14 protein-coding genes are annotated in these 15,371 nt (G+C 61.2%); 10 read left to right on the forward strand and 4 right to left on the reverse strand.

Annotated elements, in window-relative coordinates; translation table 11 throughout:
- Positions 1-953 precede the first annotated feature (953 nt).
- Genes AC3ZU9_RS11570 through AC3ZU9_RS11595 form a run of 6 tightly spaced genes read left to right on the forward strand, consistent with a single transcriptional unit; the run spans position 954 to position 8,079 of the window.
- Positions 954-3,347: a TonB-dependent receptor plug domain-containing protein gene (locus AC3ZU9_RS11570; protein ID WP_490090731.1), complete on the forward strand. Its 2,394-nt coding sequence runs from the start codon at positions 954-956 to the stop codon at positions 3,345-3,347.
- A 16-nt stretch (positions 3,348-3,363) separates the two neighbouring features.
- On the forward strand, positions 3,364-4,329 hold the full coding sequence (locus AC3ZU9_RS11575; RefSeq protein ID WP_043205611.1) for an amino acid ABC transporter permease: 966 nt from the start codon (positions 3,364-3,366) through the stop codon (positions 4,327-4,329).
- A complete protein-coding gene (locus AC3ZU9_RS11580; RefSeq protein WP_015884859.1) occupies positions 4,322-5,095 on the forward strand; it encodes an amino acid ABC transporter ATP-binding protein in 774 nt (257 codons plus the stop codon). Before AC3ZU9_RS11575 ends, AC3ZU9_RS11580 begins: the two co-directional genes overlap by 8 nt.
- 18 nt (positions 5,096-5,113) lie before the next feature.
- Positions 5,114-6,037, forward strand: coding sequence for an ABC transporter substrate-binding protein (locus tag AC3ZU9_RS11585; protein WP_015884858.1), 924 nt, complete (start codon positions 5,114-5,116; stop codon positions 6,035-6,037).
- Between the two features lie 12 nt (positions 6,038-6,049).
- Complete coding sequence (locus AC3ZU9_RS11590; protein ID WP_093541263.1) at positions 6,050-7,633, forward strand: flavin monoamine oxidase family protein; 1,584 nt, start codon at positions 6,050-6,052, stop codon at positions 7,631-7,633.
- A gap of 11 nt (positions 7,634-7,644) precedes the next feature.
- Positions 7,645-8,079, forward strand: coding sequence for a RidA family protein (locus AC3ZU9_RS11595; protein ID WP_102060031.1), 435 nt, complete (start codon positions 7,645-7,647; stop codon positions 8,077-8,079).
- Between the two features lie 60 nt (positions 8,080-8,139).
- Here AC3ZU9_RS11595 and AC3ZU9_RS11600 read toward each other — a convergent pair whose 3' ends face one another.
- Complete coding sequence (locus AC3ZU9_RS11600) at positions 8,140-8,517, reverse strand: c-type cytochrome (RefSeq protein WP_015884855.1); 378 nt, start codon at positions 8,515-8,517, stop codon at positions 8,140-8,142.
- A gap of 318 nt (positions 8,518-8,835) precedes the next feature.
- On the opposite strand from AC3ZU9_RS11600, the gene AC3ZU9_RS11605 reads away from it, so the two are divergent.
- The 3 genes from AC3ZU9_RS11605 (at position 8,836) to AC3ZU9_RS11615 (ending at position 11,512) form a co-directional block, all read left to right on the forward strand.
- Positions 8,836-9,228, forward strand: a complete 393-nt coding sequence (locus AC3ZU9_RS11605) for a DUF4398 domain-containing protein (protein ID WP_102060032.1) — start codon at positions 8,836-8,838, stop codon at positions 9,226-9,228.
- 10 nt (positions 9,229-9,238) lie between these two features.
- Positions 9,239-10,012, forward strand: coding sequence for an OmpA family protein (locus AC3ZU9_RS11610; protein WP_015884853.1), 774 nt, complete (start codon positions 9,239-9,241; stop codon positions 10,010-10,012).
- Positions 10,013-10,177: 165 nt separating this feature from the next.
- A complete protein-coding gene (locus tag AC3ZU9_RS11615; protein WP_122811402.1) occupies positions 10,178-11,512 on the forward strand; it encodes an LLM class flavin-dependent oxidoreductase in 1,335 nt (444 codons plus the stop codon).
- A 4-nt stretch (positions 11,513-11,516) separates the two neighbouring features.
- Here the strand turns inward: AC3ZU9_RS11615 and AC3ZU9_RS11620 are convergent, their stop codons facing one another.
- Complete coding sequence (locus AC3ZU9_RS11620) at positions 11,517-12,002, reverse strand: hypothetical protein (RefSeq protein WP_490090732.1); 486 nt, start codon at positions 12,000-12,002, stop codon at positions 11,517-11,519.
- Complete coding sequence (ssp4, locus tag AC3ZU9_RS11625) at positions 11,999-12,913, reverse strand: Ssp4 family T6SS effector (RefSeq protein WP_490090733.1); 915 nt, start codon at positions 12,911-12,913, stop codon at positions 11,999-12,001. The genes AC3ZU9_RS11620 and ssp4 overlap by 4 nt, the downstream gene beginning before the upstream one ends.
- A gap of 187 nt (positions 12,914-13,100) precedes the next feature.
- Between ssp4 and AC3ZU9_RS11630 the strand changes: the two genes are divergently transcribed.
- Positions 13,101-13,589, forward strand: coding sequence for an Hcp family type VI secretion system effector (locus tag AC3ZU9_RS11630; RefSeq protein ID WP_490090734.1), 489 nt, complete (start codon positions 13,101-13,103; stop codon positions 13,587-13,589).
- A gap of 214 nt (positions 13,590-13,803) precedes the next feature.
- On the opposite strand, the gene AC3ZU9_RS11635 is transcribed toward AC3ZU9_RS11630, so the two are convergent.
- Positions 13,804-15,267 (reverse strand): aldehyde dehydrogenase family protein, encoded by a 1,464-nt coding sequence (locus AC3ZU9_RS11635; RefSeq protein ID WP_064052922.1) that lies wholly within the window; start codon positions 15,265-15,267, stop codon positions 13,804-13,806.
- Between the last annotated feature and the right edge of the window lie 104 nt (positions 15,268-15,371).

Genomic DNA, 15,371 nt, shown 5'->3' on the forward strand with positions numbered 1-15,371 from the left:
GAATTCCGGCCAGCGTGTTTAACGGGGCGCCTAAGATCAAGATCAAAAGCAAGAGCACAGCGGCCTGACAGCCGGCTTGAGTGGTGTAGAGCAAAGGCAAACGCGGCGGCCTTAAAGCCGACCGGAGTTGCGTCTGTCAATCGCGTTCCAAATGTGGGAGGGGGCTTGCCCCCGATTGCAGTGTGACAGCCAAAGATGGATCAGCTGACACACCGCTATCGGGAGCAAGCCAGCTCTTACACGTAGCTGCTTTTGATCCAACCACTCAGGTCGGCTTTCAGGCCGCCGTGCTCTTGCTTTTGATCTTGATCTTGATCTTAGGCGCCCCGTCAAACACGCTGGCCGAACGCAGGCTTGAATCCGTGGGTAACCCGGCAGGACGCCGGGTTAGCCGTCCTGGGCCAAGGATGGCCCATGACGGCGGCCCACGGATTCAAGCCGGAGTGAGGGCACACCGAGCCTAGGCGAGGTGCCGAGTGTTGGGGCGAGGCGTTTTTGGTTACTTTTGGCGCTCTTCCAAAAGTGACCCGCCGTAAGGGCGGAACCCATTTCAGCCGTTACCCAAACAACGGATATGTACCCCGTCTACCCAACGACAATCTCAAAAAGACATTATTTATATGAATAAAAACATTCATAAATAATGAAAGTAGAGAATATTAGCTTATACCCAAATAGCATTATATTTTCAAAACCCATTCCGTTATGTTTGATCGCAACAGCCTACCCCTGACCTCGGATGGTACCCAGCGTAATCAAGATTCTGCGCGCCATAACCGGGCGACAAGCCCACGGCAGAATCGTTGGAAGGGAGCTCAACGTATGTTGCCAACTCAATCCCCACACTCGCCGCACACCTAGTCCTCAATCGCCGCAACACCCCTGAAAAAATCGAGCACCGCGCCCGCCCGCGTGCCTGCCCGACTTCGCGATTTGGACTGTCTGGAGTGGCTATGAAGCAAGTCTTACAACCGACCGCCGTACTGGCACTGGCCTTCCTGGCCAACACCGCCCAGGCCCAGGACGACAAAACCCTGTCCACCGTGGTGGTCACCGGTAACCGGGGTGCCGAACAACGTACCGTCACCAGCAGCCCGGTGCCGATCGATGTGGTCAGCGCCAAGCAACTGCAAAGCACCGGCAAGCCCGGCCTGATGGAAGCGTTGAGCGCGGTGATCCCGTCGCTGACCCTGCCGGAAAAAACCGGTTGGGACGCCAGCGGCATCGCCCGCGCGCCGAACCTGCGTGGCCTGAGCGCCGCCGAGGTGCTGGTGCTGGTCAACGGCAAGCGCCGTCACACCGCCGCCACCTTGAACATTAACGGTATCAACACCGGCGCGGCCCCGGCCGATCTGGACCTGATCCCCATCAGCGCCATCGATCATGTCGAAGTCCTGCGCGACGGCGCCGCCGCCCAATATGGCTCCGATGCCATCGCCGGAGTGATCAACGTCATCCTCAAGGCCGACACCAGCGGCACCTCGGTGACCAACGCCGGCCTGGGCTATGACGGCAAGAAACAGACCGTGCAACAAAGCCTCAACAAGGGCTTCGAAATCGGCAACGGCGGCATCGTGCAGCTGGCCCTGGACGCCCGCAGCCAGAATGATGACAACAAGGCCAGCGCCAACGGCTACACCTATGAGCAAGCCTACGGCCTGGCGGGCAAGTCCACGTACGGCGGCTATGGCACGCCCAAGACCAACCTGCTGACCCTGGGCTACAACGCCGAGCTGCCGATCGACGACAGCCTCAGCCTGTATTCCTTCACCACCTATTCGCGACGCAAAGCCGAGCAAGGCCAGAACTTCCGCCTGCCGACCATCACCAACACCATCACCACCGGGCCCAACGGCTACCCGTCGGGCTATACGCCTACCTGGTTTATCGACGAAGACGATTTCCAGGCTGCCTTCGGTGGCAAAGGCACCGTTGGCGAGTGGGACTGGGACCTGTCCACCACCTACGGGCGCAACGAGGCGGAGCAGGGCACCACCCACAACCAGAACCCGTCGCTGGGCGAGGCCACGCCGAATCACTTCATCTCCGGCACGTGGATTTCCACCGAGCTGACCACCAACCTCGACTTCAAGCGCGGCTTCGACATCGGTCTGCAAAAGCCGCTGGACCTGAGTTACGGCTTCGAGCATCGGCGCGACACCTATGAGGTGCAGGCCGGTGACTACGAGTCCTACGCCAACGGCGGCTACTGCGTGGCACCGGGCAATTGCGCGTCGTCCGGGGCGCAGGTCACCAACGGCATTTCGCCGGATGAAGAAAGCAGTGCCTCGCGCAACAGCCTCGCCGGTTACGTCGACGTGGGCTTCAACCCGATGCCGGATTGGTACGTCGGCACCGCGTTCCGCTACGAGCACTACAACCAAGGCGTCGGCGCCACTCGCAGCGGCAAGCTGACCACCCGCTACGACTTCACCCCCGAATTTGCCGTGCGCGCCACTGTCAGCAACGGCTTCCGCGCACCGTCCCTGGCCAACAGCCTGTTCAGTGCGCGCTCCACCACCTATGGCGTGGTCGACGGTGTGTACCAGTCGATCAACTACGGCGTACTGCCGGTGGGTTCGGCGGCGGCCAGGGCCTTGGGCGCCGAGGACCTCAAGCCCGAGCGCTCGACCAACTTCAGCCTCGGTTTCACCCTCACGCCCACCGACCGCCTGAGTTTCACCGCCGATGCCTACGTGATCAACCTGCGCGATCGCATCACCCTCACCGGTACCTTACTCGGTCCCGAGATCACCCAGGTGCTGCAGAACAACGGCATCAACTCCACCTCGGGCGGCCAGTATTTCATCAATGGCGCCGACACCCGCACCAAAGGCCTGGACCTGGTCAGCAACTACAGCCAGGACCTCGGCCAGTACGGCTCGCTGAAGTGGACGGCGGCGTTCAATTGGAATCAGACCAAAATCCTCAACTACAAGGAGTCGACCAACATCCTTGGCACCTCCTATGAGTTGATGAACCGCGAGGCGCGCAACCTCATCACTGGCGTGCAGCCCAATACCAAGCTGATCCTGGGCGGCGACTGGAGCATCGACCGCTTCAACCTCAACCTGGCCCTGACCCGCTACGGGTCCTACAAGGAAGTGAATGCATCGGCCAATCGCGACCTCGACCGGGTCTACAGCGCCAAGTGGATCACCGACCTCGACCTTGGCTACAACCTCACCAAAGACCTCAACGTGGCCATCGGTGCCAAGAATCTGTTCGACATCTACCCCAAGAAACAAGGCGTGCCCAGCAGCACCATGGTCAGCAGCTACGGCACCTATTCGCCCTACGGTTTTACCGGTGGGTACTACTACACCCGCTTGACCTATGCCTTCTAAGGCCGAGGAATACACCATGCCCATCGTCGCCAAATCCTATGACCTGATTGACTCACCCAGCCCGGTGCGCCAGGCCCGTGTCTCCACGCCGATCAAGGCCCTGCAAGTGGTGCCCGCGCGGCATCCCTGGCGCTGGGCCGGGTCGATCTTCGCCGCGCTGGTGCTGCTCGCCATCGTGCATTCCCTGGCCACCAACCCGCGCTGGGAGTGGGGTGTGTTCGGCCAGTGGTTCTTCTCGCCGTCGGTGCTTCGCGGCTTGGGGCAGACGCTGTTGCTGACCCTGCTGAGCACTGTGTTCAGCATCATCCTCGGCACCGCGCTGGCATTGGCACGGCTGTCGGGCTCGCCGCTGCTGGCGGCGTTGGCCTGGGGCTATATCTGGTTCTTCCGCTCGATGCCGGCGCTGCTGGTGTTGATCATCCTCTACAACTTCGCCTACCTGTACGACCACATCGTGCTCGGCGTGCCGTTCACCGGCGTGGTGTTCGCTGAGTGGTCGACGGTGGATGTGCTCAGCCAATTCACCGTGGCGGTGTTGGGCTTGAGCCTGATGCAGGCGGCGTACGCGGCGGAGATCATTCGTGGCGGCCTGATCGGTGTCGATGCCGGCCAGCATGAAGCGGCGGCGGCCCTGGGGTTGCCGGCCTCGAGACGCATCTTCCGGATCATCCTGCCCCAGGCGCTGCGTTCGATCCTGCCGTCGGGGTTCAACGAAATCATCGGCCTGGTCAAGGGCACGTCCATCGTCTACGTGCTGGCGCTGCCTGAGCTGTTCTACACCGTGCAGGTCATCTACAACCGCACCCAGGCGGTGATCCCGCTGCTGATCGTCGCCACCGTCTGGTACCTGATCATCACCACCGTGCTCACCAGCGCGCAGTACTACGTCGAGCGCCATTTTGCGCGTGGCACCGCACGGGTGCTGCCGCCCACGCCGCTGCAACGCCTACGCGGTTGGTTGAAGGAGAAAACCCATGGGTGAGGCACGCGCCGGGCGCATTCAGATCCAGGGCGTGGGCAAGCGCTTTGGCAACCAGCAAGTGCTCAAGGACATCGACCTGACCATCGATCCAGGCAAGGTCACGGTGATCCTCGGGCCGTCCGGCTCGGGCAAGTCCACCTTGCTGCGCACCATCAACCACCTGGAGAAGATCGACAGCGGGCATATCACCATCGACGGTGAATACGTCGGCTACCGCCGCAAGGGTGACCTGCTGTACGAGCTCAAGGAGCGCGAAATCCTCAAGCGCCGCATCGACGTGGGTTTCGTGTTCCAGAACTTCAACCTGTTCCCGCACCTCACCGCCTGGGAAAACGTCGCCGAAGCACCGCTGGCCCACAAGCGCTGGAGCAAGGCCGACGCCCAGGCCAAGGCGCAAGAACTGCTGGCCAAGGTCGGCCTGGCGGACAAGGTCGATGCCTACCCGCGCCAGCTCTCCGGCGGCCAGCAACAGCGCGTTGCGATTGCCCGCGCCCTGGCGCTGGACCCGAAAGTGCTGCTGTTCGACGAGCCCACCTCGGCCCTCGACCCCGAACTGGTGGGCGAAGTCCTTGACGTGATCAAGGGCCTGACCCAACTGGGTGTGACCCTGGTGATTGTCACCCACGAGATCGGCTTTGCCCGCGAAGTGGCCGACCACGTGGTGTTCCTCTGCGACGGCCAGTTGATCGAAGAAGGCCCGCCTGAACAGATTTTCCGCCAACCCCGACATCCCCGCACCGTGGCCTTTCTCGGCAAGGTGCTTTAGTTAACGGAGTGACTGCCCATGTTTACCTCTACTGCTCGTATCGCGCTGTTGGCGATCGCCGTCGGCACCGCGCAAGCTGCGCTCGCCGTGCAACAGGTCGACCTCAGCCCCGACCGCCCGCGCATCCATGTGCCGCGTAACGAGGCGGCCATCGCGCAGATCCCGCCGGGCTTCAAGTTCGCCCAGCCGGGCAAGTTCACCGTGGCCGTGTCTGGCGTGGCGGGGCCACCGCTGGCGCTGCTGGCCAGCGACGACAAGACCACCATCGGCAGCGAGGCCGACACCGCGCAGCTGGTCGCCGACAGCCTCGGCCTGCAACTCAACGTGGTGCAGACCAGCTGGGAGGACTGGCCCCTGGGCGTCAGTTCGGGCAAGTACGACGCGGTGATCAGCAACGTCACCGTTACCGAGGCGCGTAAGAAGCGGTTTGACTTCGCCACCTACCGCCAGGATGTGCTCGGGTTTTATGTGAAGAGCACCAGCAAGATCAGCGAGATCAAGGAAGCGGCGGACATCGCCGGTCTGAAGATTATCGTGGGGTCCGGCACCAACCAGGAAAAAGTCCTGCTGGCGTGGAACGAGGCGAATGAAAAGGCCGGCCTCAAACCGGCGCTGCTGCAGTATTTCGACGACCAGGCCGCCGCGCAATTGGCGGTGCAGTCCGGTCGCAGCGATGCCCTGTTCGGTCCCAATTCGGTGTACGCCTATTCCGCCGCGATCACCGGCGGCATCAAGCGTGTCGGTACCGTCAACGGCGGCTGGCCCTTGCAGGCGGACATCGCCGTCACCACGCGCAAGGACAACGGCCTGGTCAAGCCGATTCACACCGCCCTGGAAGGCGCGATTGCCGGCGGCCAATACGAACAGGTGCTGCAACGCTGGGGCCTCGACGTAGAGCGTGTCGACAAATCGCTGATCAACCCACCGGGGCTGCCGGATTAAGGAGGCATCGACATGGGACTGACACGACGTGAAGCGCTGTCGAGCATCGCTGCGGTAGGCGGCGAGCAGGCCGCCAAGGATGCGCTGGCGGCATTGGGCCTGGGGCCGTCGTCACACCGTCGCCCGCAACCGCTGAAACTCAAGAGCGGCCTGGGGCAGGGCACTCGGGTGCTGGTACTGGGGGCCGGAATCGCGGGGCTGGTGACGGCGCTGGAACTGACCCGCGCCGGGTTCGACGTGCACGTGCTGGAGGCCCGTGAGCGGGTGGGCGGCCGTACCTGGACGATCCGCAACGGCGACCGCGTGGACTACAAGGACGGCCGCACGCAAACCGCCGCATTCGACCCCGGGCATTACTTCAATGCCGGGCCTGCACGGATTCCCAGCCAACACCGTACGATCCTCGACTATTGCAGTGAGTTGGGTGTGCCGCTGGAAGTGCTGGTCAACAGCAGCCATGGCGCCCAGGTGCGGCCGGATGTGCAAAAGCCGGCGTTCACCGTCGGCCAGGCGATCAACGATGCGCGGGGGCATGTGTCTGGCTTGCTGGCCAAAGCCGTGCAGCGCGATGCCCTCGACGATCTGTTGAGCGCTGAAGAACGCACGCGATTGTTGGCGTTTTTGCAGGTGTATGGCGACCTGTCACACGCGCTGGCGTTCGAGGGCACGCTTCGTTCGGGGCACCTGGAATCGCCTGCGCATCCCGGTGCCTTACCCGCCAGCCGCGGTCCGTTGACGCTCGACCAATTGCTGCACCCGGAACTGTGGGGCGCGCTGCTGCACACCGAATTCCCGGAGTTCTCCGCCACCATGTTCCAACCGGTGGGGGGCATGGACCGCATCACCGATGCCTTCTACCAGCGCGTCAGGGGCCACGTGCAACTGGGCGCCCAGGTGCGGCGGATCCGCCAGTTGGAAGACGGCGTGGCGGTGACTTACCACGACACGCTCAGCGGTCGCGAACAGGTGGTCCGCGCCGACTACCTGATCTCGACATTGCCACTACCGCTGCTGGCCAAGCTCGACACCGATTTCAGCGACCCGATCAAGGCCGCTTTGCTCAGCACCCGCAGCGACCAGGCGACCAAAGTCGCGTGGCAGTCGCCGCGCTTCTGGGAAACCGACTACCGCACCTACGGTGGCCTGTCGTGGATCGAACACCCGGCACGCCTGCTGTGGTACCCGAGCAACGACCTCAACACCCGCGAAGGCTTGCTGGTGGCGGGCTACGTGACCGGGGAGGGCGCCGACGTGTTTGGCGCGCAGCCGTTCGACAAGCAGTACGCCACGTCCAAGGAGGCCGTGGAACTGTTGCATCCGGGCTATTCAAAACACCTGCGCCACCCGCTGGCGGTGTCCTGGGAACAGATTCCCTACAGCGAAGGCCCGTGGCTGCAACGTGAACACTTCCCGGCCGACGCCAGCGCCTTGCTCGAAGCCGGGCATGGCCGGGTGTATTTCGCCGGCGACGGCCTGGTGCAAAGCGGCGTCGGTATCTGGCAGGAATCGGCGGCAAACTCGGCGCGCCATGTGGTCGGGCAACTGGCCGAACGGGTCACCCAACAAACACACCTTGCGGCACTTGCCGCCTCGTAAGGAGCTTCATCATGAGCGACAGCATCCAACGCACCCGTGTCGGCGATTTCCCGATCTCGCAGACCGTCACCGTACCGGCTTCAGCCAGCCTGATCTTTGTCAGCGGCACCTTGCCTGACGTGCACGACGCGACCGCCCCGGCAGGCACGGCGGCGGCCTATGGCAATACCGAAGTGCAGACGGTCTCGGTCTTCAACAAGCTGCGCACGATCCTGCGCCAGCAAGACCTGGACCTGGGCGATATCGTGCAGTTACGGGTGTTCCTGGTGGGCGCCGAAGAGACGGGCGGCAAGCTGGATTTCGCCGGCTTGCAGGCGGGCTACACCCAGTTCTTTGGCACGCCTGCGCAGCCGAATAAACCGGCACGCACCGCGTTGCAAGTGGTGGCATTGCCATTGCCCGGTGCGTTGGTTGAAGTGGAGGCGATCGCTGCCAGAACAGTGTGATGCGCATGGGGGAGGTGCAGGCGAGCGGTTGACGGGCTCAGTCGACCGCTCAACTCAACATCACCGACTTTTTGCAATCACACTGCTCATGTACTGATGTAAATCGCGAAAGTCGTTAACGCTCCACGCGTGCGGTGCCAGCTTTACACCATTCTCTCGCAACGTTCTTGGAATCAAGTCTCCATTGGGGCGCAGTATTACCGAAGACACAATGACGCCTGGGTAATCATGCAGGCGTTGTTTGAACGTAGCCGTTGTCAGGTCGGGTGTAGGCGGGGTGCTTTTGTTGGCAAGGGGCCCCGTTCCTTTGATATCGGCGCCGTGGCATAGCGCGCAGCGCTGTGAGTAGAGCGTTTTCCCGTTGACGTTATCCGCGAAGCAGAGCGATGTTTGAGTCAGCGATAAAATGCCCAGTGTCGCGATGACTGATATTTTCATTGTTATACGTCCTTGTCATAACGGCTTTGTTTCATCTCAACCGTTTGATTTTGCTGAGATAAATTACTATCTGGCTGATGGTAAAGGCGCCATTCTCCTGCGGGACATCCTTGCGCGCAAGGGCGCCCGCTCTCCCTGTGCGTTGCCTAAGGTTACGCATTTTTTTCGAGAAAACTCCTACATGATGGTGGGATTTTTCATTCTTTATGCTCGTCTTTTTCCTCCTAGGATGTGGCGCGATCGCTTGAACGCAAGCGAGACGGCGAGGGCTGTTTGTACCCGTCCCGTAGCCATCAGTAAATGCTTAGGAGTCAACACATGAAAATGACCAACGTGAGCAAACGCCTGTGCCGCTCGGCCTTGGTTGTGATCGTCACCGGTGCATTGGCAGGTTGTGCCGCGACGCCGCTGCCAGCGACAAAAATCTCCATGGCCCGTGATTCGGTTGGGCGCGCCTTGTCGGCGCAGGCCACCCAATTCGCACCGCTGGAGATGAAAACAGCCCAGGACAAGCTGGCGCGCATGGAGCAAGCCATCGGCGAGAAAAATTATCTCCAAGTCGACGCGTTGGCCGAACAGATCGAAGCCGATGCCAGCCTGGCCGAAGCCAAGGCCAATGCCGTGCGTAAACAACAGGTCTTGATGCAGGCGCGAGAGGGCATCCAGGTGCTCAAGCAGGAAATGCTCAACGCCCCCGCGACTACCCACTGAGGATCCTTCCATGCGTGCCACTTTAGTCATTCCTGTTCTTTCGGCCCTGGGCCTGGCGTTGGCCGGCTGCGCCACCCCGCCGGAAAACCCGCAACTCCTGCAAGCGCGCAGCCAATTCTCCAGCCTGCAGCAAAAGCCTGAGTCCAACACCCTGGCGGCGGTTGAAACGCGCATTGCGTCCAATGCTGTGGACCGTGCCAACCAACTCTCCCTGCACAACCGTACCGACCCACAGATCGACCAGCTCGCGTACTTGGCGACGCAGAAAATCGCCCTGGCCGAGCAGACCATCGTCAGTCGCAAAACCGACGCCCAGCTCGATAACATTGCGGTGGACCGCACCCAGGTACAGCTCGACGTGCGCACCGCGCAGCTCAAGGCATTACAGGCGATGAAAGCCCGGCCGACCGAGCGCGGCCAGGTCGTCACCTTTGGCGACGTGCTGTTCGACACCGGCAGGGCCGAGCTGAAACCGGGCAGCCAACGCGACTTCCAGGGGCTGGCAACCTTCCTGTTGCAGAACCCGGAGCGTCAGGTACGTGTAGAGGGCTTCACCGACAGCACCGGTGGCGATGCTTTCAACCAGAGCTTGTCCGAGCGACGTGCGCAAGCGGTCGCCCGTGGCCTGCAACAGCTCGGCGTGGGGCCTCAGCGCATGGCGGTGATGGGGTACGGCAAGCAATTTCCGGTCGCCGATAATGTGAGTGCGCAGTCGCGCCAATTGAATCGCCGGGTGGAAGTGATTGTGTCCAACGACGGTTCAGCGGTCAGCGCCCGGCGCTAAGCCGTGCCAGTGATTGTTATGCGAGTTATGCAGGTATGGGTTTTTTTAGATCAATATTTTTAATAATTAGCATAGATCTATAAAGCCTTTCACAAGCCCCGCCCACGGGCATTAAGGTCATCCTCCACAGGCCAGCACCGCTGCCATCCACGGAGGAATACCTTGATGCCCACCTTGCCTCGCCAACTCAAATTCGGCGCCATTCTCACCGGCGTCGGCACCGCACAAAACGAATGGCTGCACCCGCAAATCCCAGGCGATGCCAGTGTGGATATCGACTGGTACCGCGCCCAGGCACAACAGGCGGAAGCGGCCAAGTTCGACCTGGTGTTCATCGTCGACAGCCCCTACATCACACCGGACTCCGCGCCGCACTTCCTCAACCGCCTGGAACCGTTGACGCTGCTCTCGGCCATCGCCGGCGCCACGTCGAACATCGGCCTGGTGGCGACCCTCACCACGTCCTATACCGAACCTTTCAACGTGGCGCGGCAGTTTGCGTCTCTGGACCATATCAGCGGTGGCCGCGCAGGTTGGAACGTGGTCACCACCGGCCTGGAAGGCGCGGCCGGCAACTTCGGCCGTGAGCAGCATATCGACCACACCGAACGCTATCGCCGGGCGGCCGAACACCTGGAGGTGGTGCAGGGGCTGTGGGACTCCTACGAAGACGATGCCTTTGTGCGTGACAAGCAAAACAAGGTGTTCCTCGACCCGCAACGCCAGCATCGCCTCGATCACCACGGTGAGTTTTTCTCCGTCACCGGGCCGCTGAACATCGCGCGTTCTGCCCAGGGCCAACCGGTGATTTTTCAGGCGGGGATTTCCGAATCCGGGCGTGGCCTGGCGGCCAACTATGCCGAGGGGATTTTTGCGGGGGTGGGCAATTTCGAAGACGCCCAGGCTTATTACAGCGACATCAAAAAACGCACCGCCGCCGCCGGGCGCAACCCCGATCATGTGACCATCCTGCCCGGCATTTCGCCGATCATTGCCGACACCGATGAGCAAGCCCAGGCCATCGACCGCGAGCGTAACGGCGAGCTGGACCTGAACAAGGCGCTGGTGCAATTGGGGCGGCCCTTCAACTACCACGACTTCAGCCAATACCCCCTGGACGAACCGTTCCCGGACCTGGGCGACCTGGGCAGCAACGGTTATCGCGGGCATGCCGAAAACATCAAGCAGGTTGCCCGTGACCAAGGGCTCACCTTACGTCAGGCGGCCTTGCGTTTTGCCAAACCGTTTTCCAGCTTCGTCGGCTCGCCCAAGACCGTGGCGGACGAGATTGAGCGCTGGTTTGTCGAGGGCGCGGTGGACGGGTTCAACATCCACGTGGGCGCGCCGGAGGACTTCGCGCGGTTTACTGATCAGGTGTTGCCGCTGTTGCGTGCGCGAGGGTTATTTCGCAGTGAGTACAGCCACAGCACGCTGCGCGGGCATTTGGGGTTGCCGGTGCCGGTGAATCGGCATACTGCGGCGCGGGCGGCAGCGGCGTAACGGGTCACCACCACTTCCAGCGACCTTGTTTTTTCAGGGTCGCGATAACGCCATTGCGTTTATGCCTGATTTCCAGCATCGCTCGGCGCATTTCCCGCTGTCGGTTGCTGTTCAGGCACAGCAACCCGGTTAACGGGCTCAGTAAGGCAAAGGTAAATAGAAGGTGATCGGGGCTGTAGATGATTGTCGGAACTACAAGCAGCGAATAGATCATAAACACGCCAACCTGAAGCCACACCCACCGGGGATAACCGTGAAGGACCAGGCTCTGTGCGATGCCGAATACGACACACGCTGTGCCACCTGCGATGAAGAAAGCATCATCGGCAAGCTCATCGGATGTGTCAGCGAAATAGGTGAGGTTCATTAGAGTGCCGGCGGTTGCAATCGAAAAGCACAAGGCTAAGACCCCGCCAAACAACCCCAGTTTGTGACGAGTCCAAAGTGGGCCAGGATCTACGATGTAAAAGGGCTCTCGATGGTTTTTCATTCGCTGAACTCTTCATAGATTCCGATGGCCAGCGTTTTCGTGTTTCCGGACATGGCACTGCCGGTGAGACCCAGCGCTGCCGCAAAAGCATCATTGCGATGGGTGGTGGTGATGGGTTTTATCTGTGCTGCGGGAATGCGTTTGGGGGCATTGCCTGCGGCTTGCTTGAGCTTGAGGAGCTTCGGTGTCAGTCGCGGGTCCTGGATTCTCAGCAGCTCATCCGTCAATTTTGCTCGTTCCTGCCTGCTCAACCCGCGGAGTACCGCTCTAAGTGATTTGCCTGTTGCCCGCTTAGATAGATTGATAACTTTCACTGTCGTTACGGCAGAAGTGGCGACCCCAAGTAAGGAAACAGCATCTAGAGCCACCATCATCCCTTCGTACCAGGCATTACTGTCCAGGCGGTCATTTCTTTGCGGGTCCCACACTTCGTTCACCGTTCGATAGGCCCCCGCTGCGCACTGGAACAAACCCGCTACTGTTACGGCCGTACCAATGAATGAGATGACAACGCTTGCGCCAGCAGTAAAAGGCATCAAGGCAATCCCGGTGTAAATAACATGCCAACTCAGCAGCGCCCCCGCACACGTCACCGCCGTATTCACCGCCTCCGCCACTAACCTCGACTCCCGAGGCTCATGCTCCAGCATCCGCTTGAACTCCACCGGCCCCACGTACCGTGGCGCTTCACGCAGCACGACCTTGATCGGCTGTACGCTGCAGATCGCCTGGAACTCACGCAGCACCACCCCATTGAACACCTCATCGATATACACAACCCCCGCGCCAATCAGCGCCGGGTCGCTGTCAATCACGGAAAACAATCGACGCAGGTCAATGCTGCCTTCAATGCGTTGGCGTGTGGTGCGGTGAGCCGAGGGGAATCCATCTTTAAGCAGCGAGGCCGTCATTCCTTAACTCCTGGGTATTCGCGGAGTCGAGAGGGTAAAGACGCAGCGAAGCAAATTAATGTCAGACGTTTCGCCTTTTGGAGACGGGCCCTTCCCGATCTTGCTTGACCACCTTGTGAGTACCGCCCCGATTCAGGAACAGTGCGCCCCGCGTCACTCACGGCGCACCACAGGACAGGGAGCCAACATGGCAGTCGATATGTTTTTGAAACTGGGCGATATCAAGGGTGAATCACGGGACCAGGCCCATCGCGACGAGATCGATATCACCGAGTGGGCCTGGGGGCTGTCGCAGACGGGATTGATGCACTCTGGTACGGGCGGCGGGGCAGGCAAGGCCGATTTCGCCAACCTGAACCTGACCAAACCGCTGGATAAATCCAGCCCCAACCTGATGATGGCCTGCGCGAGCGGCAAGCATTACCCAGAAGCAAGACTGGTGGTGCGCAAAGCGGGAGGTACCAGCCCGGTGGAGTACCTGGTGATCACCTTGAAGGAAGTCATGGTGCTGTCCTACGGCACCGGTGCCGACAGTAAAGATGACCTGCTCTACGACCGTATCGCCTTGAATTTCGCCAGCGTCGACATCAGCTACCAGCCGCAGAAAGCCGATGGCGCCAAAGACGGCGGGCCGGTGAAATTCGGCTGGAACATCCGGCAAAACATCAAGGCGTAATACCTTGGAAGGCCATAGGCACCGAGTGGTGGGGCGTGCGTTTGGTTACTTTTGGCGCTTTCCAAAAGTGACCCGCCGTAAGGGCGGAGCCCATAGCCGCCGTTACCTAAACAATGGATATGTACTCAATCAGATCCAACATCCTGTAAATCACATAGCAGCAGTTGATACCCGTCACGAGGGCCCCACAAGAAATCATGTAGCCCCTCAGAACTCACTCACCAAACCCAATAATCGCCTTAGTCTCCAAATACTCCTCAAACCCCTGTACCCCATACTCCCGCCCATTCCCCGAACGCTTGTAACCCCCAAACGGCGCCATCGGGTTCCAAGCCGGATGGTTCAAGTGCACCTGTCCTGCCCGTATACGCGAAGCCACGGCCCGCGCAAGCTCCAAGTCCTGCCCCTGAACGTGAGCACCCAACCCATACACCGTGTCATTGGCAATCGCCACCGCCTCATCCACCGAGTCATACGCAATAATGCACAACACCGGCCCAAATATTTCCTCCTGGGCAATGCGCATCCCACTCTGCACCTCAGAGAACACCGTCGGCCGGGTATAGAAGCCCTTATCAAAACCCGCCACCCGCCCAGGCCCACCGCACACCAGTTTTGCCCCCTCGTCGAGGCCGGCGGCGATCATGGCTTGGACGCGATTGAACTGGGCCTCGTTGGCAATCGGACCCAGCACCGTGTCTTCCGACTGCGGGTCGCCCACGACGATTGCCTCCACGGTGGCCGCCGCCAGCGCCTCGACTTCGGCCAAGCGGTGTTTCGGCACAATCATCCGGGTCGGTGCGCTGCAGGATTGCCCGACATTGCGAAACGCCGACATCACGCCCAACGGCACGGCCTTGGCGAAATCCGCATCGGGCAACAGGATATTCGGCGACTTGCCGCCCAGCTCCTGGGTCACGCGTTTCACCGTCGGCGCCGCCGCTTGTGCAACCAGCGCGCCGGCACGGTTGGAGCCGGTGATTGAAATCATATCGATATCGGAGTGCGCCGCCATGGCTGCACCGACCTCGGCACCGCTGCCGTTGACCAGGTTGAACACCCCAGGCGGCAGGCCCGCGTCGTGCACCAGTTGGGCAAACAACAGGGCGCTCAGCGGCGACAATTCGCTGGGTTTCAACACCACGGTGCAGCCGGCGGCGATGGCCGGGGCGACTTTTGCGGTGATCTGGTACAGCGGCCAGTTCCACGGTGTGATCAGGCCGCAGACGCCGATGGCTTCGCGCTCGATCGCGGTGCCGCCTTCAACGGTCTGGAATGGATAGCTGGACAGCAGGTCACGTGCGACCCGAACGTGTTCAGCCGCCAACGGCACCTGCATCGCCCGGGCGAAACTGATCGCCGCGCCCATTTCCAGGGACAGCGCCTGGGCCAACTGCTCTTTGCGCTCAAGGATGAGCGCGTGGATGTTCCCAATCACCTGCGCGCGCACGGCGGCCGGGGTCGCAGACCAACCCGCAAACGCCGCGCGTGCTGCTGCGACGGCGCGGTCCACATCCGCGGCCGAGCCACGTGCCACCTGGGCGACTACCGTCTCATCGGCCGGATTGACCACCGGTAAACTGGCCGGGATGACGGGCGAAACCCACTGGCCATCGATGTAAAACCGCTGGGATGTGTGCGGATCGATGCTGTTGCTATGCGAAGAGTGTGTGGTCATCCAACGAGCTCCCTGGAGCGGTAATGGCGCTGCGAACAGCACGGCCCTGTCTTCCCGATAAACTAGCAAAACGGCCCCACCCAAAGATGCCGTTATTCAAGCCT

This window comes from Pseudomonas sp. A39, from assembly GCF_058145955.1.